Origin of the sequence: Enterococcus sp. AZ126 (assembly GCF_051714545.1) — a bacterium.
Classification (GTDB): domain Bacteria; phylum Bacillota; class Bacilli; order Lactobacillales; family Enterococcaceae; genus Enterococcus_L.
In genome coordinates, this window is record NZ_JBIOSB010000001.1 from 984,038 (window position 1) to 1,006,296 (window position 22,259).

The following is a 22,259-nucleotide window of genomic DNA, read 5'->3' on the forward strand; positions in this document are numbered from 1 at the left end:
TCATCCTTCCATTAATAATAATTCTGGATCAGCTAATAAACGCTTGATGTTGTTCATTGCTTTTTGAGCAGTTGCCCCATCAACGATACGGTGGTCAAAACTCATTGAAAGTTTCATAACACGTCCAACAACGATTTCACCGTCTGCATTTACAACTGGTTGAGTAGCAATTGTACCTACGCCTAAAATTGCAACTTCCGGGTAGTTGATAACTGGTGTGAACCAGCCTCCGCCAACTGAACCGATATTACTGATTGTGATCGAGCCATCGCGCATATCCGCACCTGTTAATTTACCTTCGATTGCAAGAGCTGCTTTTTCGTTGATTTCATCAGCGATAGCAAACATGCTCTTCGTGTTCGCATTTTTAACGTTTGGTACATATAATCCATGATCAGTATCTGTTGCGATACCAATGTTATAGTAGTTTTTATAAACGATTTCTTGTGCTGCATCGTCAATTGATGCATTCAAGATTGGGAATTTTTGAACTGTTGCTGTCAATGCTTTTACAACGTATGGTAAGAATGTTAATTTAGTACCGTTTGCTGCTGCAACATCTTTAAATTTCTTACGGTGATCCCATAATTTAGATACTTCCACTTCGTCATGCAATGTAACGTGCGGTGCAGTATGTTTACTGTTCACCATCGCTTTAGCAATTGCTTTACGAGTTGGCGTCATTTTTTCGCGAGTTTCAGCTTCACCTAGATCAGAAACAAATGGTTTAGCCGGAGCTTTTGGTGCAGCTGTTTCAGCTGTAGCAGTTGCTTGTGGTGTTGCTGCAGTTTGTTCAGCTTGTGCTGGCGCTACTTGTCCGCCACCTGAGATAAAGCTTTCGATGTCTGCTTTTGTGACACGTCCACCTTTTCCAGTTGGTACAACTTGCGTGATATCAACGTCTTTTTCACGAGCAAATTGACGTACTGATGGCATAGCCAAGACACGTTTGTTTGGATCAGCTGCTGCTACGACACCTGTTGACGCAGCTTGTGCTGGTGCTGCTTGTTCAGTTTGAGCAGGCGCACTTGCTGCTGGTGCTGAACTTGATGCAGAGTTATGTCCAGGTGCATCGATTTCGATCAATACATCCCCAACGTTTGCTACTGTGCCTTCTGGAACCACAATATTTTTAACTGTTCCTGTTACTGGTGAAGGGATTTCTTCGACAGATTTGTCATTTTGTACTTCCAATAAAGTATCATCTTCATTGATGGTATCTCCTGCTTTAACGAACCATTTTACGATTTCGCCTTCTGCAATACCTTCACCAATATCTGGTAATTTAAATTGGAACACGCCGCCACTGCTGTCTGCTGCAGGTGCTTCTGGAACCGCTGCTGGTTGTGCAGGCGTTTGTTCTTGAGCTGGAGCAGCTGTCGGTGCTGCATCATTTTCTGGATGTCCAGGTGCGTCGATTTCGATCAACACATCTCCAACATTTGCTACTGTGCCTTCTGGTACTACGATAGATTTAACTGTTCCTGTAACTGGAGATGGAATCTCTTCTACAGATTTATCGTTTTGAACTTCTAATAATGTATCATCTTCATTGATGGTATCTCCTGCTTTAACGAACCATTTTACGATTTCGCCTTCTGCAATACCTTCACCAATATCTGGTAATTTAAATTGATAAGCCATTTTTTAAGCCTTCCCTTCCTTTATCGTATCTGTCTAACTGGAAAAATGCGGAAACAACAGCGCTAAATTTCCACGTGAAAACATGTCACGTGAAAATTCAGGCATGCTATTTAAAGCAATTTTATTCAGTTTTAATTAAAATTCTGCGATTTCTCTTGCTTTCGCTTCGATATCTTTAGCATTTGGCAACCAAATGTTTTCTGCTTGTCCAAATGGGAAGATTGTATCTGGAGCAGATACACGGCCAATTGGCGCTTCTAATGATAATACTGCACGTTCAGAAATTTCAGAAACAACCATAGCACCAACGCCAGCTTGTTTTTGAGCTTCTTGAACTACGACTACGCGACCCGTTTTTTCAACTGATTGAATGATTGTTTCAACATCTAAAGGAGCGACAGTACGTAAGTCAATGATTTCAACAGAAATATTGTCTTTTGCTAAATTGTCAGCAGCTTTGATTGCTTCACGAACCATTGCACCGTAAGTAATGATAGAAACATCAGTACCTTCACGAGTAACAGCAGCTTTATCTAAAGGCACTTCATATGCTTCATCCGGCACTTCCTCACGGAATGAGCGGTATAATTTCATGTGTTCTAAATAAACAACTGGGTCATTGCTTCTGATTGCAGAAATCAATAGTCCTTTTGCATCATATGGATTTGATGGGATAACCACACGGATACCAGGAGATTGAGCAATCAATCCTTCTAAGTTATCTGAGTGAAGTTCTGGTGTATGCACACCACCACCAAAAGGCGCACGAACAGTAATAGGCATATTACGTGTTCCGCCCATACGGTAACGAGTACGAGCCATTTGACCGACGATTTCGTCAAAGACTTCAAATACAAATCCAAAGAATTGGATTTCAGGAACTGGACGGTATCCTTCTAATGCTAAACCAAAAGCCAAACCACCGATTCCAGATTCTGCTAAAGGAGTATCAAAGACACGGTCTTCGCCAAATTTTTCTTGTAAGCCTTCAGTTGCACGGAAAACTCCGCCATTTTTACCAACGTCTTCACCGAAGACCAAGACGTTTTCGTCTTTCTCTATTTCAAGAGCTAAGGCATCTGTAATTGCTTGGATCATTGTTTTTTGTGCCATGATTATTTCGACTCCTTCGCTTCGTAGAATGCAATTTGTTCTTTAATGTTTTGAGGTTGAACTTCAAACATATTTTTCAAGAAATCAGATACTTTTTGTTTTGGAACTTTATCTGCTTCTGCAATTGCTACTTTGATTTCTTCTTTAGTTTTTTCGATTACTTCGTTTTCTTTTTCTTCAGACCATAAACCTTTGTCTTCTAGATATTTACGGAAACGAATTAGTGGATCTTTTTGTACCCATTCGTCATCCATATCTTTTGAACGGTAACGAGTTGGATCATCACCTGATAATGTATGTGGACCGTAACGGTAAGTTAATGTTTCGATCAATACAGGGCCATTGCCATTTGCAGACCATTCGCGCGCTTCTTTTGCAATTGCATAAACTGCTAATGGATCCATACCGTCAACGACGATTCCTGGAATTCCTGCTGCTACAGCTTTTTGTGCTAATGTTTTAGCAGCTGTTTGTTTTTCACGAGGTGTTGAAATCGCAAAACCATTGTTTTGGATGATGAACACGCCGTTTGCATGATAGGCTCCTGCAAAGTTGATTGCTTCATAGAAATCACCTTGGGAAGAACCGCCATCACCTGTATAAGTGAAGACAACGTTTTTCTTGCCGCGTTTTTTCATTCCTAAAGCAACACCAGCTGCTTGGATGTATTGCGCACCAATGATGATTTGCGGTGGTAGAGCATTTAATTCTGGTGCATAGTGGTTACCTGCTACATGGCCACGAGACCATAAAAATGCTTCTGTCAATGGTAAACCATGTTGAACTAATTGAGGTACATCACGGTAACCTGGTAATAGGTAATCTTCTTTTTCCATAGCAAATTGACTTGCTAATTGGCTTGCTTCTTGTCCAGCTGTTGGTGCGAAGAATCCTAGACGACCTTGACGGTTCAAAGCAGTTGAGCGTTGATCTAATACACGTGACCAAACCATACGAGTCATTAATTCTACTAATTCGTCATCTGATAAATCTGGTACAGCGTCTTTGTTTACGATTTTCCCATCTTTATCTAAAATTTGAAATGTTGGGAAATCAGCGTCGACTTTTTCCATAAGTGCTTTAAAGTCAATAGGTTTTTGTTTCTTTGCCTTTGCCATTTTGTCACACAATCCTCTCTGTTACGTTTCTTTTTTTCGTAAAAAATAAAACAGCATCAAAAACTGTATTACTTTTTATCGACTACACTTACAAATTATCACTAATTAGGTAAAAGAGCAAGTAAAAAGTGAGCATTTCTTCAAATTTGATTAAAATACCTGAAACCTATCGTACCAAAGGTTAGTGATTAAAATCACAAACAAGAAACCGTTTTATAAAAAGCTCTCCCAATCATATCTTTTGACATTACTCTGTTATAGTCGATGTAATCCTTGTTATGCTACAGTAGATTTTTAAATTAGAAATTATTTGCTGAAAACAGAGTAGTTTTTTTCAAGCATACTAAAAAGAACAAAGACAAAATTCTTCTAATTTTGTCTTTGTTCCCCAAAAAACGAATATTAATATCTAAAAACCTATTTTTCTCTTCTCTTTACGAATAACAACTTTAAACACAATGAAATTTTTCGTTATTTCTTTCGAGTTTTCTATTCCTGAAAAATAATTATTTCACTCGATTTATTTTTTACTAAAATGAGGTATGAACATTTTCTACATTAAATCCACTCTTTAGTAATATGGATATAAAGTCGTTTGGCAACCTCTACTGTGATCAAATATAGTACAATGATCAAAATGAACCAGCCCCAATAATTAGCTGGAAGTTTCACAAAGTCGAAAACCTCCCGAATTGGTGTCAAGACAATCAATAATCCTAAGGCAACTGCACCTAAGCTGGAAAGAATCACAGCAGGTGAGGCAATACTTTGAATAAATGGTAATTTTCGAGTACGAACCATTTGAACAACTAATGTTTGACTGACCAAGCCCACGACAAACCAACCTGTTTGGAATAAATGTTGACTGCCAACAGTATTTGCACTAAATACAAACCACATCACAGCATATGTCATAATATCAAAAATACTACTTACTGGCCCAATACATAGGGTAAATTTCATTAATCCATTGGTTTCCCAACGTACAGGTTTTAATAAATCTTCTTCATCAACATTATCCCAAGGAATCGCTAATTGTGCGATATCATAGATTAGATTTTGAATCAATAGTTGAATGGAAAGCATTGGTAAAAACGGTAAAAATGCACTTGCAAGTAATATTGAGAAAACATTCCCAAAGTTAGAACTGATCGTGATTTTAATATATTTCATCATATTACTAAACACTTTTCGACCTTCGATCACACCATCTTCTAAAACATTGAGACTTTTTTCTAGTAAGATGATCGAACTTGCATCTTTGGTAATATCAGCTGCTGTGTCAACAGATATTCCAACATCCGCTTTACGAAGTGCTGGCGCATCATTGATCCCATCTCCCATAAATCCAACTGTATGACCATTATCTTGTAAGGTTTCAATAATTCGCGATTTTTGCATCGGATTCAACTTAGCAAATAAATTAGTCTTTTCCACTTCTTCTTTCATTTGTTCATCCGACATATTATCAATGTCCGATCCAAGTACAACATGTGACACTTCTATTCCTACATCACTACAGACTTTTTTAGCGACAATATCATTGTCTCCTGTTAAAACTTTTACGTTTACGCCATGCTGATGCAAAGACTTAATAGCAGTGATCGCTGATTTTTTAGCTGGATCTAAAAAGCCCATAAAACCGATCAAGGTCATTCCTTGTTCATCTTCCACACTATAGATAGCTTCACTATGAACATCTTTTTTTACAGCTACAGCTAATGCACGCATCCCTTGTTCATTCATGCGAATATTGACTTCACGCATTCTTTTTTGTAATGCTGGTGTTAGAGGGACGATTTCGCCATTGATTTCTGCGTGTGTGCAGACAGCCTCCATCTCTTCAACAGCACCTTTTGTGATCATAAATTGATGACCATCAGCATTAACGACTACCGTTAAACGACGGCGAGAAAAGTCAAACGGAATTTCATCCAATTTTGTGACTGAGCTATATGGGCTTTGATTATTATTTTCTTCATAAAAGTTGATTACAGCGATATCCATTAAGTTCTTCCAGCCTGTTTGGTAATGAGAATTCAAAAAAGCCATATCTAATACTTGGTCATTGATTTCGCCTAAGGGATCTAGGTGTTGCACCAAGACGACTCTGTCTTCTGTGATCGTTCCCGTTTTATCCGTACAAAGAACATCCATACTACCTAAATTTTGAATAGAGGGTAATTCTTTCACAATCACTTTATGCTTAGATAGACTCAATGCACCTTTTGCTAAATTGCTTGTTACGATCATCGGCAACATCTCAGGCGTCAAACCAACTGCCACAGCAATTGCAAAGAAAAATGCCTCGCCCCATTCCCCTTTAGTAAGACCATTAATCAAAAATACGATAGGAAACAAGATCATAACCATTCTTAATAAAAATTTGCTAACTTTAGTCAAACCAATATCAAAGGAAGTTTTTCCACGTTGCGTTGTCGCATTTTTGGCAATATCACCGAAGAACGTATTTTGCCCGGTCTTTAAAATAATCGCTTTACCTTGTCCACTTAATACGTCAGTTCCCATAAAAATCAAGTCTTGCATATCTAAAGCAGAGATAGAATCTGAATTTTTATCAATGCCTGCATCCACAAATTTTTCTACTGGCATTGATTCTCCAGTCAACGATGATTGATTGATAAATAAATCCTTTGTCCAGATCAACACAGCATCTGCTGGGATCATATCCCCTGTTGCAAGTGTTACGATGTCTCCTGGCACCACTTCATCCATCGGAATCTCTTTGGTTTGCCCGGCACGTGTCACAGCTGTTGTATTTTCGATTAGTTCTTTTAGATTCAAACTTGCTTTTTGAGAACGATATTCTTGAATAAATGCAATAATAACACTAGCTAAAATCATAGTTCCCATAACAATTGCTGCTTCAAAATCTTTTGTTGCAGCTGATACGACCATTAATAATGCTAATACATAAACAAACGGATCTTTAAAGGCTTCTAAAAACATAATAATTGCGGGCGTCGGTTTTTGTGCGGATACCTCATTTGGTCCATATTCTTCTAAACGATTCTTGGCATCTTCTTCAGATAAGCCCTTTTCTGAGGTACGAAGCTCCATCATCAATTCTCGTTCAGAGAGTAGTGCTAATTTTCTTAATTCTTGGTCTTTTGTTAATTTCTTGGCATCTGCTATTTTTTTGTTCATCATTTTCTTTTCCTCCTTTTGCTTCATCTTATTTAGAAGGGGCAGGAAAAAATCATTTCGATTCCATCGTTTCTAAGATGAAGGCTACATTTCTTTTATTTCTCGACTGACTGGGGTCTTCCATGAGTCTCTTCCTCTCTTTTGTTTATTTTGGAACGATGAAATTTTTTGTTAGGTGGGTATTTTGTTATATTGAATACTGCTCCATATACTTTTTAACATCAGCTCTGGCGGAGCCAGTTGATCCTTCTGGTCTTAAAGCTTTGGCTAGCTGATTCTGATTTTTCTTTTGGCTGTTTATTTCTTTTTGCGGAACTTCGCTCCCTTTGGTCGCCAAGTACTGTTCATCATCAGCTCTGGCGGAGCCAGTTAGTCCTTCTGGTCTTAGGGCTTTGACTAGCTAATTCTGATTTTTCTTTTGGCTGTTTGGTTCTTTTTGCGGAACTTCGCTCCCTTTGGTCGCCAAGTACTGTTCATCATCAGCTCTGGCGGAGCCAGTCGCTGTGATTCACAGCAAAACAAAAACGCACACTCAACAATAGAGTGTGCGTGAAATAGCAACTTAAATAAAGCTTCTCTATCGTTGAGCTTTAGCACTATAGAGCGTAGATAATTTCTTATCAGCTACATTATGAATGACCTTCACGATCATTCCTGTTCAACCAACTAAGAGTCTCTCGATTCTTTCGCGGCAGTAGCATATGTCAAAATAGGAGCCTCACCTAACAATTATTCAGTTCTTAATCCGTATTCATAATAGTTCATATATCAAAAATTGTCAAAAGAAAACATACTTCTCCATTTAAACTTCTGGAATTGGTTCACTTAACAAAATTTCTCCACTTTGACCAAAGTAATCCACTTTCATTGCAAGTAAATCTGTCCGCCAATACGCTACGCCTGCAACTCCAGCAAGTTCTGTAAATTTTTCAAATGTAATGTCACCTGCTTGTGCTTTTAAAACGGCTCTTTTTATTTCTGTAGAAGACTCAGTTGCCGCCACTTTTTTAGGTTTACCATTCAGTTGGATTTCAATGTATGATGCCTCATCATAGTAGCGATACATACCTGCTTCTACTAAATAATCATATTTTTCAACACCGATCTTTTTAAAATCACGGATCAACTCAGAAAATCCACCTGCATTTTTTTCTTTATTGACGACTTCTTCGATTGCTTTTAAATCAAGGCTCATCAGATTCACTCCTATTAGATAGTATAAAAAAAGAGCTAAGTCAAAACGTATCAAGCTTTGACCTAACTCTTGGTCAATCAAAATTATAATGATGCTTCAATAAAATGATTGATTATTTCACTTCTTCAACTTCTGTCATATCTTCAATATATTTATAGACTTGCTGCCCTGCAATTCCGCCTTCTCCAACAGCTGTTGTGATTTGACGTAATGTTTTTTCACGAACATCTCCAATGGCAAAAACACCTGGCATACTTGTTTTCATCTCTTGATCTGTTTCGATCCAGCCTTCTGCATTTGTTAATCCAGATTCTATGAACGGCTCTGTTAATGGATCAAGTCCAACATAGATAAAAACACCATCTGCTGAAATTTCTTTCACTTCATCCGTCAAGACGTTTCTTAGTTGTCCACCTGTTACGACCATATCATTTCCAACGATTTCTTCTAAAACAGTATTCCATTCAAACGAAATTTTTTCATTAGCAAACGCACGGTCTTGAATAATTTTTTGGGCACGTAGTTCATCACGACGATGTACGATTACAACTTCTGAAGCAAATTGTGTTAGATAGATCGCTTCTTCAACAGCTGAATCCCCTCCGCCAATCACTAAAAGTTTCTTATTGCGGAAGAATGCACCATCACAAACTGCACAATAAGAGACACCGCGACCTGCAAATTCTTCTTCACCTTTAACACCTAATTTACGGTGTTCACAACCTGTTGCAATGATCACCGTTTTTGTTTGGTACGTTTTATCATCACAAATGACTTCTTTATAAGCACCTTGATCTTTGATATCTTTCACAATGCCATATGCATTTTCAGTGCCAAACTTCTCAACGTTTTCGTACATTTTATACGCCAAATCAGGTCCCATGATCGAATCAAAACCTGGATAGTTTTCTACTTCGGCTGTATTATTCATTTGTCCGCCTGGCGCACCGCGTTCGATCATCAATACTGAAAGATTAGAGCGTGACGCATATAGCGCTGCAGTCATCCCAGCAGGCCCTGCTCCAATTATAATTACATCATACATAAGTTTTTCACCCTCCAAAATTTTCAAGTACATTCACTTTACAACTTAACGTGTTGATTGTCTATATTTCTGCCCAATGATAGTATCTGCTTAAAACAAATTTATTTTGAGACGTTTATTTTCGTTTTTCATTATATCATGCTTTTTTCTGGAGAGCATCTCTTTTGTACTTACTATTAATAAGAAAATAGTGTAGAACAAAACGAAACATCCGTTTTGTTCTACACTCCAAATTCGACGAAACAGCGAGAAAAAATCAGCTACTCTTCGCTTAGAGCACATCGAATTTTAGTATCTTTTATCCTTCACTGTTTTGCAATTTATACATATCTGCATACAACCCATTTTGGGCTAATAAATGTACATGATCCCCACGTTCGACGATCCGACCTTTATCCAACACTAAAATTAAATCAGCATCTCGAATGGTGGATAGACGATGAGCAATCGCAATCGTTGTTCTACCTTGACGCATATTCGCTAAGCCTTCTTGGATCAATCCTTCTGTTTCAGTATCGATATTCGCTGTTGCTTCGTCTAATACTAGGATTTTCGGATCAGTTACAATCGTTCTAGCGAATGAAATCAGCTGACGCTGACCACTTGAATAACTTGCGCCTCTTTCGATGACTTTTGCATGATATTTTTTTGGTAAGGTTTCAATAAATTTATCTGCTTGCACAAATTCCGCTGCGACTTTGATTTGTTCATCCGTGATTTCTGGATTCAACATTCGAATATTCCCAGCGATATCGCCATAGAACATAAATGCATCTTGTAAAACCAATCCCAATTTTTTCCTCAACTCAGCTAAAGGATACTCACGAATATCACGATCGTCGATCAGAATTTCACCTTCATAAAATTCATAAAAACGCATCAAAACGTTAATAATCGAGCTCTTACCACTTCCTGTATGTCCGATCAACGCCACAGTTTCACCAGGGTTGGCAATAAAACTAATATTATTCAAAACATTATTCTTACCATCATAAGAAAAGCTAACATTACGAAACTCGATTTTCCCACGCATAATTTCTGCGTTAGCTCCTACATTTTGTTGCGGAGTCAATTCTTCATTATCAAAAATTTTCAAAATTCGACTCCCTGCAACCATCCCATCCGTAAAAACACTTAAAAAATCCATCATTTGTGTCATTGGATTAAAGAAAGCCTGCACATAGGTAACAAAAGCATAAATCATTCCAGCTTCTACAGGAGAATGCAATGCATCAAATCCAAATAATGTTAGTGTTAAGGCAATCGCCAACGTATAAAGGAAATTAATGATTGGACCTAACAACAATGAGTTGGTTTTGATCATTGAAAAACGTGTACGCAAATAATCATTATTCGTCTCTTCAAATTCTTTTTCCAAACGGTGTTCCTGTCTAAATTGCTGAATAATCTGCATGCCGGAAATATATTCGTTTAACTTCGTATTTAGCTGACTTAATTTTTCACGCATACTTCTATAGATTCTAGAACTAAATTTTTGATAGTACCAAATCACGATCAATAAAATAGGTAAGAAAACCAGATTATACAACGCAATTTTCCCGCTGATTTGAAACATCGCAATAAAGGAAGAAACTACGGCAAAAATCCCGGTTAAAACCATTAAAAATACATACCAGAATTCAAATAATGTCTCCGTATCATTCGTTACACGAGAAACAATCGAGCCTGCTGGTGTTTGATCAAAATAACGCATTCCTAAGGTTTGCAACTTTTCAAACAACTTCACACGAATATACTGATACGTTTTGAGTGAAGCGGTAGAATATAAAAACCATTGGAAAAACCAGACGATACTTTTCACGATCACACCAAATAGATACAAACCAGCAAAAAAGAAAATCACTTGATTGGTTGCTGTTTTTGGTGTCAAATAATTATCCATAAACGTTTGAATAATTCTCGGTAAAAGAATATTGATGATGGATAAGACCAATGCAAACAAAATAGCCGTTATAAACGTACGACGAAATGGCTGTGCAAATTTAAGCAATCGCTTAACGATCGAGACTTGTTCTTTTAAAGGAACTGATTTTGTCCATTCTGATTCATATTTTTCTTCCATTATGCTTCACTCCCTTCAATCTTCGCTTCTAATTGTTGTTTATCCCACATCCGCTTGTACCATCCAGCTAAGCTTAACAACTCTTGATGCGTACCGCGTTCAACGATTTTCCCTTCATCTAAAACGATGATTTCTTTTGCATGCATCACACTACTTAATCGATGGGCTGAAATAATCGTTGTTTTTTCTTTTCTAGCTTCTTTTAAATTTGAAAGAATCGCTTCTTCTGTTTTTGCATCCACAGCAGATAAGGCATCATCTAGAATCAATAACTCTGGATCTACGATCAAGGCTCTAGCAATTGAAATCCGTTGTTTTTGCCCACCTGATAAAGAAACCCCACGTTCTCCAACTAACGTATCATATCCTTTAGGGAAAGCCTTGATTTCATTATTGATAAACGCCATTTCAGCAGCCTGTTCAACTTTTGCTTCAGTAAAATCAGGATTAGCAAAACGAATATTATCTCGTACTGTCATAGAAAACAGAAAATGATCTTGAGGAACATACCCCATTGAGTTCATCAAAGCATCCAATGAATATTCTTTGATATCATGTTCGCCAAACATCACACGGCCTTGATAATGATCGTATTCACGCATCAATAATTTTAAAATTGTCGTTTTACCAGCGCCAGTTTTCCCAACGATTCCTAATGTTTCTCCCACACCCACAGTGAATTTGATTTGTTCTAGTGTAGCTTGATCATCTTTAGGATACGTGAACTGAGCAATTTCCATTGATAAACGACCTTTAGCTGGTATTTGGATCGCATCTTTTTTCTCTGTAATATGTGTTTTCTCATGTAGTAATTCATTCACACGGTCATAACTCGCATTTCCACGCTCAAGTACATTAAACAAGCGACCAATCGCGAACATTGGCCAAACGAGCATCCCAATATAACTTATAAATGAAATCAACTGCCCAATCGTAATCGTGCCGTTCATAATAAAACGTCCGCCCACAATGATTGTTAAAACATAAGAAATCCCAATGATCAATGTGATAAACGGATCAAATAAAGCATCTAGAAAGTTGACTCGTTTATTTTTAACGATAGCATCCTCAATTTTCTCTGTAAAATCTTGGATATCTTCCTGTTCTTGCCCAAACGTTTTGATGACCTTAATGCCTGTGATGCTCTCTTGTGTCTTATCATTGATCGTAGAGAACGCTGCTTGAGAATCACGAAAAGCATCATGCAATTTTGATCCCAAGACTCTTGAGGTCACAGCTAATAATGGTAAGGGAATCAGCGCAATCAACGTTAAGCGTAAATCCACAAATAAAATCATGGCAACAATCGTGGCACCACCTGTGATGAATGAATCTGCAAAGGTTAAAATACCTGCTCCAGCAACATTCTGGATGGCATTTAAATCGTTCGTTGCATGAGCCATCAAATCTCCCGTTCGATATTTCTGATAAAAAACATTGTCCATTTTTGTGAAATGATGGAATAATTGCTTTCTTAAATCTTTTTCCAATTTTGCAGCACTTCCCCAAATATGTGTCCGCCAAATATAACGAAAAATATATTGCGCTATAGCTGCCGCTAGTAGAATAGTAACCCAAAATAAAATAGGTTTGATCGTCAGATTCTTTGAAGTGATCTTATCAACGACGATGCCAATGACCTTTGGCGGAACTAATTGCACAAGCGCTACCATAATTAATGAAAATACCCCAATGATGTAACTTTTTTTCTCTTGCTTGAAAAACCACCCTAACTTTTTAAATATAGACATGTACATTCTCCTCTTCTAAATTGACTACTGTGCGCTCACATCTTTTATTTGTTGTTTTCCCATTTTCATACAACTCCTTTCATTTGCTAAAAATAAGTGCAAAAAAACGGACCAAAAAAAACGGCCCGTTGTGCGCTTGAAATCCGATTAGCTTCTGAAAAACCTTATTTGTCTCCTTGGTTTTTCATTTGCTGCATCATTTGACGAATCTTCTTCTCAGAAGGTTTTTGTCCCATAGACATCATCATCATTCGTAACATTTCCTCATTAACGGGAGGATTCTTTTTGAAATAATCTTGCATATATTTGCGCGCAAGGAAAAATCCACCTGCTGCACCTGCTAATAAAGCGATAATCGCGATTAGTACTACTAAACCTGTTGACATATAAATTTCTCCTTTCTATTAGAAAAGTTGAATAAGAACTTCTGCTTGTCGTATGATGCAGTCACTATTCTTATCAAACTTACTGTTTCTCATTCTAAATAGGGTTATACATTCCCATTTTAATAAATTGCTCTCAAGAAATCATTTTACTAGAAACAGACCAAAAAGAAAAGCTCTTTTGTCATATTCCTCACAAGAAATTTACGAAAGACCATTTCTTCCTATTTTTATCTAACTTCACGAATGATTCTTTGTAAAAAAAGCGAATTTTCATAGAGATTGATACCATATCATATTACTGTGCTTCAATTTTTTCCAATAAATTCGGATCGAATTTTTGTGACTTCAACATTGCAATTTCGAAGCCATAAGGTGGTTTGCTTGTTTTTTTGTCTGCGCCAACGTAAGGTGTTTCTAAAATTTTAGGTAACTCTTTCAATTTTTCATGATGAACGACTTTATTTAGTGCCTCAAAACCAATTGTTCCAAAACCGATGTTTGCATGGCGGTCTTTGTGTGAGCCCATTGGATTTTTAGAGTCATTCACATGGACCACTTTCAAACGATCCAAGCCAATGATCTTATCAAATTCTTCTAAAACACCATCAAAATCATCTTTTACGTTATAACCAGCATCGTTTATATGACAAGTATCCATTGTGACAGATAATTTTTCATTTAGTTTCACTCCGTCAATGATCGTTGCCAACTCTTCAAATGTCCGACCTAATTCAGTTCCTTTACCTGCCATTGTTTCCAGCGCAATTTGTGGCACTTGTTCTTTCCATAATACTTCATCAAGCCCCTTGATGATTTGCTTCAATCCAGCATCAACACCAGCTCCTACATGAGCTCCTGGATGAAGTGTGATTTGTTTTGCACCTAATGCATGCGCACGCTCAATTTCTTGACGTAAAAAAGAGGTAGCAAATCCAAAATTCTCTAATTTGATCGTATTCCCTAAATTAATAATATAAGGCGCATGAACAACAATATTGCTTAAGTCATGTTCAGCCATATACTTTTGACCGGTTTCAATATTCATTTCTTCAATTGGTTTACGGCGTGTATTTTGCGGCGCACCAGTATAGATCATAAAGGTTGTTGCACCATAACTTGCAGCTTCTTCTGCTGAACCTAATAACATTTTTTTACCACTCATACTAACATGTGAACCTAATAACATAATGATCCTCCTAATTTTAAAAGCTGAATGAGTTCGCTCAGCCTCGACTGGAAAATAGGAAAAAATGACTGAGATGCTTTTTATCTCATTCCTTTTTTATCTTTTTACCGAGAGGCTAACTCGTGAAGCTAGATAATTTTAAAAGCTGAATGAGCTTGCTCAGCCTCGACTGGAAAATAGGAAAAAATGACTGAGATGTTTTTTATAACAAGTCCACTTCAGCTTTTTTCCAAAGATTAACCTGATTTTTGGTTGACTCTCTACATCGTTTTGATAAAATCAACGAATCTTACACCCTTTAAAAGAGTACGGGAAACCAGTAAAAAAAACAATCTTTTTGCTTTTTGAATCAAATGATATCTACTTTATATTTTTTCTGTAGAACAGGTGTAACAAGTGATCCATTCTTCTACCGAAAGTTTACGAACTAATTCTCCAATCAACTCATAAGGAATATTTTTTGGATTGCTAAACCGAATACAACTTTTTCCCATATTCAGCTTTGTTGGAACAGTTTTTTGGTATTCTTCTTGAAACCAAGATAATAATTCTTTATTTTCCATGATTCCCATATGATACAATGATAAATGATTTTTCTGAGCAGCTAAACTAATAAAGGGCAACGGTTCATCTTCTCTACCTAAATACCCATTCGGAAAAACGCTCAAAGGAACAACATAAGTAGGCATCCCATACTGCATTTGCAGCACAAAGCCTTCTGGTATATTCTCAGCAATGACTTTTGCTAACTGCTGATAAGAATCTTGCCACTTCTCATCAATATTTTTTACATATTTTTGAACTTCATCCATAAAAACTCATCTCCTATTTGGTCCTTTTTGTATCTAAATGATTTTTAGCCTTCTATTCGATTCTACAATGCAGCATTATTTTACCATATAAATAGGACTTCTTCATTCTTTACATTTTATCTAAATAGAAAAATAATCCTTCATGACACCGTGGTATACTATACATGTTAATTAAATGAAGAAAGTAGGAAGACCTTATGACTATTATTGAAGATTATATCGCAAACACACCAGAAGATCGCCAAGCAAAACTTACACAACTCTACATTACGATCAAACATCTTATTCCAGAAGCTACAGAAAAAATGTCTTATGGAATGCCAACTTTTTATTTGAATGGTAACTTAGTTCATTTTGCTAATGCTAAAAACCATATTGGTTTCTACCCTGCTCCGAGTGCTATTAAAGCGTTCCAAAGTGAATTAACTGAATTTAAAACCAGTAAAGGCGCGATTCAATTTCCTTTAAATGGTGAATTACCCGTAGAATTGATCAAAAAAATCGTCTTATTTAGATTAGAAGAAAACACTCAAAAATAAAAACGAGTGTAAGTGTATCCTAATCTTTTTATGAAGCAAACCAAGACTAAACTTATCTTTTTTGTCTATTTATATTAAGTTTTTTTGATTAAATCATCATAAATACTTGAACAACTGTTCAATATAGACTTTTTTTGCTATAATATCACGGAATGTATCATTATATTGAGGTGAAGCTTTTGGACAACCAGAATAATTCCCATAAAACGGAACAACATTCTAAAAAAGTACCAGAAAAGAAAAAGATTTTTTTAATTATAAATGTAGTGATTCGTGTATTGCAATCATTATTTGTCTTAGCGGTTGTTCTTCTACTTTTAGGTGGCGCTTTAGGACTTGGAGTCGGTATGGGGTATTTTGCTTTTCTAGTTGAAGATACGCAACCACCAACCAAAGAAGAACTCCAAACAGAAATCAGCGATATCAGTGAAGTTTCCAGAATGACATATGCTGACGGTACGAACATTGCGATGATTAAATCTGATTTAGTCAGAACAAGAGTTGACGCAGAACATATCTCCCCTCTTTTGAAAAAGGCGATTATTTCTACTGAGGACGAATACTTCGAAGAACACAAAGGTGTGGTTCCAAAAGCAGTGATTCGTGCTTTGGTTTCTGATGCGACAGGTATCGGCGGATCGTCTGGGGGATCGACATTAACACAGCAACTAGTTAAGCAACAAATTTTAACAGATGAAACAACGTTCAAACGAAAAGCCAATGAAATTCTGCTGGCCTATCGTATTGAAAAGTATTTTTCAAAAGATGAGATCGTCACTACTTATCTAAATGTTTCTCCGTTTGGACGAAATAACAAAGGAGAAAATATCGCAGGTGTTGAAGAAGCAGCGAAAGGTCTTTTTGGCAAAAATACCAATGATCTAACTCTTCCTCAAGCAGCCTTCATTGCTGGGCTTCCACAAAGCCCAATCGTTTATACACCCTACAGTAATACTGGAGCCTTGAAAGAGGATGAAAACTTAGCTTATGGGATGAAACGAAAAGATTTTGTTTTATTCAGTATGTATCGTGAAAAAGCTATTACAAAAGAAGAATATGAAGCCGCGAAAAATTATGATTTGAAACAAGATTTCCAACCGCAGCAAGAATCTAATCAAAATACTGAAAGCTACCTATACAATGCTGTGCTGGAGCAAGCGACTAATACAGTGATGGATATCAATATTGAAAAAGCCGGTGTAAAAAAAGAAACTCTTGATGAACTTGGGCTTTCTCAATATAAAGATCAAGCACGAAAAGAAATTCAAAATCGTGGTTATACGATTCAATCCACAATTGATCAAGTTGTTTATGATAGTATGCAAAATGCTGTAGCAAACTTTGGTTATATGCTAGATGACGGTTATGGCGCAGGACTTGTTGAGACCGGAAATGTTTTGATGGACAATAAAACGGGTAAAATCATCGGCTTTGTAGCTGGTCGTGACTTTAATGTTAGCCAAAGTAATCATGCCTTAGACACAGTCCGGCAAGTTGGTTCCACGATCAAACCTATTTCAGTTTATGGACCTGCAATCGATCAAGGAATGATTGGGTCAGAAAGTCGATTAGCCAATTATCCTACTACATACCGTAGTAGCGGCAAAGAGCTAGCTAATGCTACAAATTCTGGAACAAATACATTTGATACCGTTCGTCATTCATTAGAATGGTCGTATAATATTCCCGTTTACCATCTAAATGAAGCAATGAAAGCACAGATGGGCGATGATAATTTTTCTTACAATAACTATCTAAGTAAAATGAATTACCCTGCTAGCGATGCTTGGGCTTATGAATCGGCACCTTTAGGGTCAGTTGAAACAACTGTTCTAACTCAAACGAATGGTTTTCAGACACTGGCCAACAAAGGACAATATCAAAAAGGCTATATGATCGATAAAATCACAGACAACAGCGGAAACGTTATTTATGAACACAAAGATGAGCCTGTTCAAGTCTATTATGAAGCCACTGCTTCAATTATGAATGACATGATGCGTTCAGTCTTAGACTCAAAAATAACAACCCCATTCAAAAATATGGTCAACGGACTCAACCCTGCGTTTGGAAATGTCGACTGGATCGGTAAAACAGGAACAACAGATGCATACAAAGATGCTTGGTTAGTCGTTTCTACACCAACTATCACCTTAGGTTCGTGGACAGGTTATGATAATCCTACAGCAATGAGTCCAAATAGTGGTGATCAAAATAGTGCCTATTTAGCTAATCTAGCAAATGCTATCTATTCAGTGAGACCTGATCTATTCGGTGCTGGTGAAAAATTCACCCTTTCAAAAGACGTAATCAAGTCAAATGTCTCAAGTTTTACAGGAGAAAAACCTGGAACTTTCACTTATGATGGTGGAACGTACACAGCTCCTGGACCAAATATTGAATCATTTTATGCAAAAGACGGCGCTCCGAAAAGCCAATACAAATTTGGGTATGGCGGATCAGATGCCAATTACAATGCTTATTGGGGGCGTTACGCAAAACCCTCTCCCCCTTCTTCAACAACTCCATCCTCTTCAGAGAAGAAAGAAGAAAAGAAAAAAGAAGAGGAGAAAAAAGAAAATACGACTCCAACATCAAGTAAGACTAATAATGAATAAAAAAAAACCGCTGATTTCTCGGCGGTTTTCTTTTTTTGATATAGAAAAATTTATACTACAAAAAACGAGGCTAAGATCTAACTCTACGAGTTAGATCCTAGCCTTAAATCCGAATAAACGGTGAGAGCAGCAACTCCTCTTTTTTCTCGGAGTTAAACCTTTGTCTCACTCTCGTTAAACGTATTATTTAGTTGAACCTTTTTGATCCATACCATATGGTAAGATGACCGTCATATCTTCGATTTCTTCTTTGTTCATTAGTTTTGTCAATAAACGCATTGATACAGCACCGATATCATACAAAGGCTGTGTCACGCTTGAAAGACGTGGACGAGAGACTTCAGTTAGCAATGAATTATTACTTGTGATGATTTCGAATTCTTCTGGCACTTTCACACCAGCATCGATCATACCATCCAATAAGCCAATCGCTAATTCATCATCCGTCACATAAGCTGCTGTCGCACCACTATTTCGAATACGTTCAGCTAATGAGATACCTGCTTTAAACTTATACTCAGATTCAAAAATCAAGCCTTCGTTGTAAGTCAAACCATTATCAGCAAGCGCTTCTTTATAGCCTTTGATCCGATTTTGACCATTGATCGGATCAATCAATGCACCACTGACAAATGCAATTTTTTTATTGCCATTTTTAGCTAATAAGTTTGTTGCATCTTTTGTTGCTTCCTTGTAATCAATATTTACACTACCTACTTGTTCATCAGGATCAATTGAACCGGCCAAAACAACAGGTGTTTTAGAGCGAGAAAACTCACCGCGGATTTCATCCGTGATATGATGCCCCATAAAAATGATTCCATCAACTTGTTTCGCTAAAAGATTGTTTAATACATTGACTTCTTTTTGATCGTTGCTATCCGAATTTGCTAAAATAATGTTGTATTTATACATTGTTGCAACATCATCGATTCCTCGAGCTAAAGAGGCAAAAAAGATATTACTAACGTCTGGGATGATAACTCCCACAGTCGTAGTCTTTTTGCTTGCCAAACCACGTGCTACAGCATTAGGACGATAATCCAAGCGATCAATTACTTCTAACACTTTTTTTCGCGTAGCGGGTTTTACATTGGGATTACCATTGACTACACGGGATACTGTCGCCATCGATACATTCGCTTCACGAGCAACATCATAAATGGTGATTGTTTGTTTTTCCATGTTAATTCTCCTAAATATTTATATTTTTTCATTTTCTGAAAATGCTGTTTACATTTCTCACTAAGAATATCAGAGTTTTTTTGTTTTTGCAACCGTTTTATCCTATTTTCATGAAAATTTACTCTATATTTTAAAAAGCGCTTTATGCCATTTCGTGGTATCATAAAGGTAAGTTTTACAGTAATTAGCTTTAAAAGAAAGAAGGATATCTATGAATCAAGAAAAATTGAATGATCTAAAAAAATGGATGGCAAGTGAAAACATCGAGCTCACTTATATTAGTGACCCTGGGCATATTGCTTATTTTTCTGGCTACAAAAGTGATCCTCACGAACGAGTGTTAGCATTGTTTATCCCATTAAATCATGACCCTTTTTTATTTACCCCAGCTTTAGAAGTTGAAGATGCTGAAAAAAGCTCATGGTCATATCCCGTCTATGGCTATCTTGATAGCGAAAATCCATGGGAAAAAATCGCCAGTTTAATTAAAAAAAATGGAAACCCAAGTAAAATTGCCACTGAAAAAGACTCTTTAACAGTTGCCCGCTTTGATAGTTTAAACTATTACTTCCCAAACAGCGATTTTTCAGCTAATGTTACACCTCTCATTGAAAAATTACAATTACTGAAAACCCCTTCTGAAATAGCTAAACTGATGGAAGCTGGAGATTGGGCGGATGTTGCTTTAGAGATCGGTTTCAAAGCGATTAAAGAAGGCGCCAGAGAACAAGAAATACTAGCCGAAATCGAATATCAACTAAAACGACAAGGAATTCGTTCAATGAGCTTTGATACGTTAGTCCTAACTGGAAAAAATGCAGCGAGTCCACACGGTAACCCCGGAAGTACAGCTATTGCCAAAAAAGACTTAGTTTTATTTGACTTAGGTGTAGTTTACAACGGTTATTGTAGTGACGTAACACGAACAGTTGCCTACAAAGAACCTACTGATTTTCAAAAAGAAATCTATTCAATCGTTTTAGAAGCACAATCAAAAGCGATGGATGCTGTTAAACCTGGAATCACAGCAGGAGAATTAGATGAAATCGCTCGTGGTGTCATTAGCAGTTATGGCTATGGTGAATACTTCAATCACCGTTTAGGTCACGGTATTGGAACTACAGTTCACGAATACCCTTCTTTAGTAACCGGAAATAATTTGGTTATTGAAGAAGGTATGTGCTTCTCTATCGAGCCAGGTATTTATATTCCAGAAAAAGTCGGTGTTCGCATCGAAGATTGTTTACATGTCACTAAAACTGGTTGTGAAGCTTTTACAAAAACACCAAAAGAATTAATAATTATCGATTAAAAAAAAACCAGCACTCTAATTAGAATGCTGGTTTTTTCACGGCTATTTACCTTTAACATCTTCTACTGTTTCTTTAACAGCTTTTTTTGTTTCATCTTTTGCTTCTTCTGCTTTTTCAGGAACATCTTTCGTAACTTCTTTAGCTTCTGTAACACCTTCTGAAACTGTTTCTTTCGCTTTTTTCGCTGATTCTTTGACATCAATAAAGATATCATCAGACGCATCTTCTGCGATGTCACCTAATTCATTGACTTGATCATTTACATCTTGAGCAGTCTTTTTAAAATGGTCAGATAAATCGTCTGTCTGTTTTTTAAATGATTCTAAAACAGTATCTGAAACACCTTGTGCTTTACCTAATGAATCTTTCGTCTTGTCTTTCACATTACCAGCTAAATCACCTGCTTGCTCTCCAAGCTCACTCGCTTTTTCTTTAGCGATCGATGATAATTCAGAACTTTTTTGCACAGCATAATCTGTATAATCCGTTGCTTTATCTTTAAAATCGTCTGCTTGATTTGCTAAATCTTCACGTAACTCTTTACCTGATTTAGGTGCTAATAAAAGAGCTGCCACCGCTGCTGCTGTCCCACCAATAATTGCTCCTAAAAAAAATCCGCCTTTTTTCGCCATGTCTATTCCTCCATTATCTTTTATTATTTAGTTGTTTCACTTACTTTTGATGATTTTTTTGAGCGAAATGCTCTAAAAGCCGCGCCGCCTACTTTACTTACAACACCTGCTTTAGCCGTAGTCTTGCCGACTGACCCGACTTTTCCTAACAAATTTCTGCTAGAATAATTCAACTCAGAAACACTCTCACTTAGTTCTGCAACTGCAGCAAACAACGGATCGATTGTTGCTACTTTTTTATTGACATCATCTAGCAATTCGTTACTTTTTACTAAAAGTCCCTCCACTTGTCTAGATAAAACATCTACATCATTCGTTACAACCTCAATTGTTTTATTTGCTTCATCAACTGTAGCGGTAACGCTATCTACTGTTTTACTTATTTTCATTAATACTAAAACAATAAATACTACTAATACAGCAAATGCCACTGCAGCAATAATCGCTGCAACCTCTCCACCTGTCATCTTC

17 protein-coding genes and 1 riboswitch are annotated in these 22,259 nt (G+C 36.9%); of the genes, 3 read left to right on the forward strand and 14 right to left on the reverse strand.

The features are described from left to right. From IGI43_RS04830 to IGI43_RS04880, 11 genes are all read right to left on the reverse strand, one after another. On the reverse strand, nt 1-1,644 hold the full coding sequence (locus tag IGI43_RS04830; RefSeq protein ID WP_438756695.1) for a dihydrolipoyllysine-residue acetyltransferase: 1,644 nt from the start codon (nt 1,642-1,644) through the stop codon (nt 1-3). A gap of 135 nt (nt 1,645-1,779) precedes the next feature. Beyond that, the gene (locus IGI43_RS04835) at nt 1,780-2,757 is read right to left on the reverse strand and encodes an alpha-ketoacid dehydrogenase subunit beta (protein WP_438756696.1); all 978 of its coding nucleotides are present in this window, start codon (nt 2,755-2,757) and stop codon (nt 1,780-1,782) included. Nucleotides 2,758-2,759: 2 nt separating this feature from the next. Next, entirely contained in the window at nt 2,760-3,875 is a 1,116-nt protein-coding gene (gene pdhA / locus IGI43_RS04840; protein ID WP_438756697.1) for a pyruvate dehydrogenase (acetyl-transferring) E1 component subunit alpha, read from the reverse strand. A gap of 558 nt (nt 3,876-4,433) precedes the next feature. Then, nucleotides 4,434-7,070, reverse strand: coding sequence for a magnesium-translocating P-type ATPase (gene mgtA, locus IGI43_RS04845; protein ID WP_438756698.1), 2,637 nt, complete (start codon nt 7,068-7,070; stop codon nt 4,434-4,436). Nucleotides 7,071-7,611: 541 nt separating this feature from the next. Continuing rightward, nucleotides 7,612-7,780: riboswitch (M-box (ykoK) riboswitch) on the reverse strand. A 65-nt stretch (nt 7,781-7,845) separates the two neighbouring features. Continuing rightward, a complete protein-coding gene (locus IGI43_RS04850; protein ID WP_438756699.1) occupies nt 7,846-8,238 on the reverse strand; it encodes a DUF1398 domain-containing protein in 393 nt (130 codons plus the stop codon). 112 nt (nt 8,239-8,350) lie between these two features. Further along, nucleotides 8,351-9,283: a thioredoxin-disulfide reductase gene (gene trxB / locus IGI43_RS04855; RefSeq protein WP_438756700.1), complete on the reverse strand. Its 933-nt coding sequence runs from the start codon at nt 9,281-9,283 to the stop codon at nt 8,351-8,353. A gap of 298 nt (nt 9,284-9,581) precedes the next feature. Then, complete coding sequence (locus IGI43_RS04860) at nt 9,582-11,366, reverse strand: ABC transporter ATP-binding protein (protein WP_438756701.1); 1,785 nt, start codon at nt 11,364-11,366, stop codon at nt 9,582-9,584. Next, nucleotides 11,366-13,117 (reverse strand): ABC transporter ATP-binding protein, encoded by a 1,752-nt coding sequence (locus IGI43_RS04865; RefSeq protein WP_438756702.1) that lies wholly within the window; start codon nt 13,115-13,117, stop codon nt 11,366-11,368. The genes IGI43_RS04860 and IGI43_RS04865 overlap by 1 nt, the downstream gene beginning before the upstream one ends. 164 nt (nt 13,118-13,281) lie before the next feature. Further along, nucleotides 13,282-13,503, reverse strand: a complete 222-nt coding sequence (locus tag IGI43_RS04870) for a YneF family protein (RefSeq protein ID WP_010760812.1) — start codon at nt 13,501-13,503, stop codon at nt 13,282-13,284. Nucleotides 13,504-13,798: 295 nt separating this feature from the next. Then, nucleotides 13,799-14,689: a deoxyribonuclease IV gene (locus IGI43_RS04875; RefSeq protein ID WP_438756703.1), complete on the reverse strand. Its 891-nt coding sequence runs from the start codon at nt 14,687-14,689 to the stop codon at nt 13,799-13,801. 365 nt (nt 14,690-15,054) lie between these two features. Next, nucleotides 15,055-15,501 (reverse strand): DUF1801 domain-containing protein, encoded by a 447-nt coding sequence (locus IGI43_RS04880; protein WP_438756704.1) that lies wholly within the window; start codon nt 15,499-15,501, stop codon nt 15,055-15,057. A gap of 197 nt (nt 15,502-15,698) precedes the next feature. Here IGI43_RS04880 and IGI43_RS04885 point away from each other — a divergent pair, with 197 nt between their 5' ends. Together IGI43_RS04885 and IGI43_RS04890 are read left to right on the forward strand one after the other, a co-directional pair. Beyond that, nucleotides 15,699-16,040, forward strand: a complete 342-nt coding sequence (locus tag IGI43_RS04885; RefSeq protein WP_438756705.1) for an iron chaperone — start codon at nt 15,699-15,701, stop codon at nt 16,038-16,040. A 152-nt stretch (nt 16,041-16,192) separates the two neighbouring features. Then, the gene (locus tag IGI43_RS04890; RefSeq protein WP_438756706.1) at nt 16,193-18,658 is read left to right on the forward strand and encodes a transglycosylase domain-containing protein; all 2,466 of its coding nucleotides are present in this window, start codon (nt 16,193-16,195) and stop codon (nt 18,656-18,658) included. Nucleotides 18,659-18,841: 183 nt separating this feature from the next. On the opposite strand, the gene ccpA is transcribed toward IGI43_RS04890, so the two are convergent. Next, nucleotides 18,842-19,843, reverse strand: coding sequence for a catabolite control protein A (gene ccpA / locus IGI43_RS04895; protein WP_438756707.1), 1,002 nt, complete (start codon nt 19,841-19,843; stop codon nt 18,842-18,844). A gap of 211 nt (nt 19,844-20,054) precedes the next feature. On the opposite strand from ccpA, the gene IGI43_RS04900 reads away from it, so the two are divergent. Then, a complete protein-coding gene (locus IGI43_RS04900; RefSeq protein WP_438756708.1) occupies nt 20,055-21,155 on the forward strand; it encodes an aminopeptidase P family protein in 1,101 nt (366 codons plus the stop codon). Nucleotides 21,156-21,197: 42 nt separating this feature from the next. Here IGI43_RS04900 and IGI43_RS04905 read toward each other — a convergent pair whose 3' ends face one another. Both IGI43_RS04905 and IGI43_RS04910 read right to left on the reverse strand, forming a co-directional pair. Continuing rightward, nucleotides 21,198-21,788, reverse strand: coding sequence for a YtxH domain-containing protein (locus IGI43_RS04905; RefSeq protein WP_438756709.1), 591 nt, complete (start codon nt 21,786-21,788; stop codon nt 21,198-21,200). Nucleotides 21,789-21,811: 23 nt separating this feature from the next. Then, complete coding sequence (locus tag IGI43_RS04910) at nt 21,812-22,255, reverse strand: DUF948 domain-containing protein (protein ID WP_438756710.1); 444 nt, start codon at nt 22,253-22,255, stop codon at nt 21,812-21,814. Nucleotides 22,256-22,259: the final 4 nt, after the last annotated feature.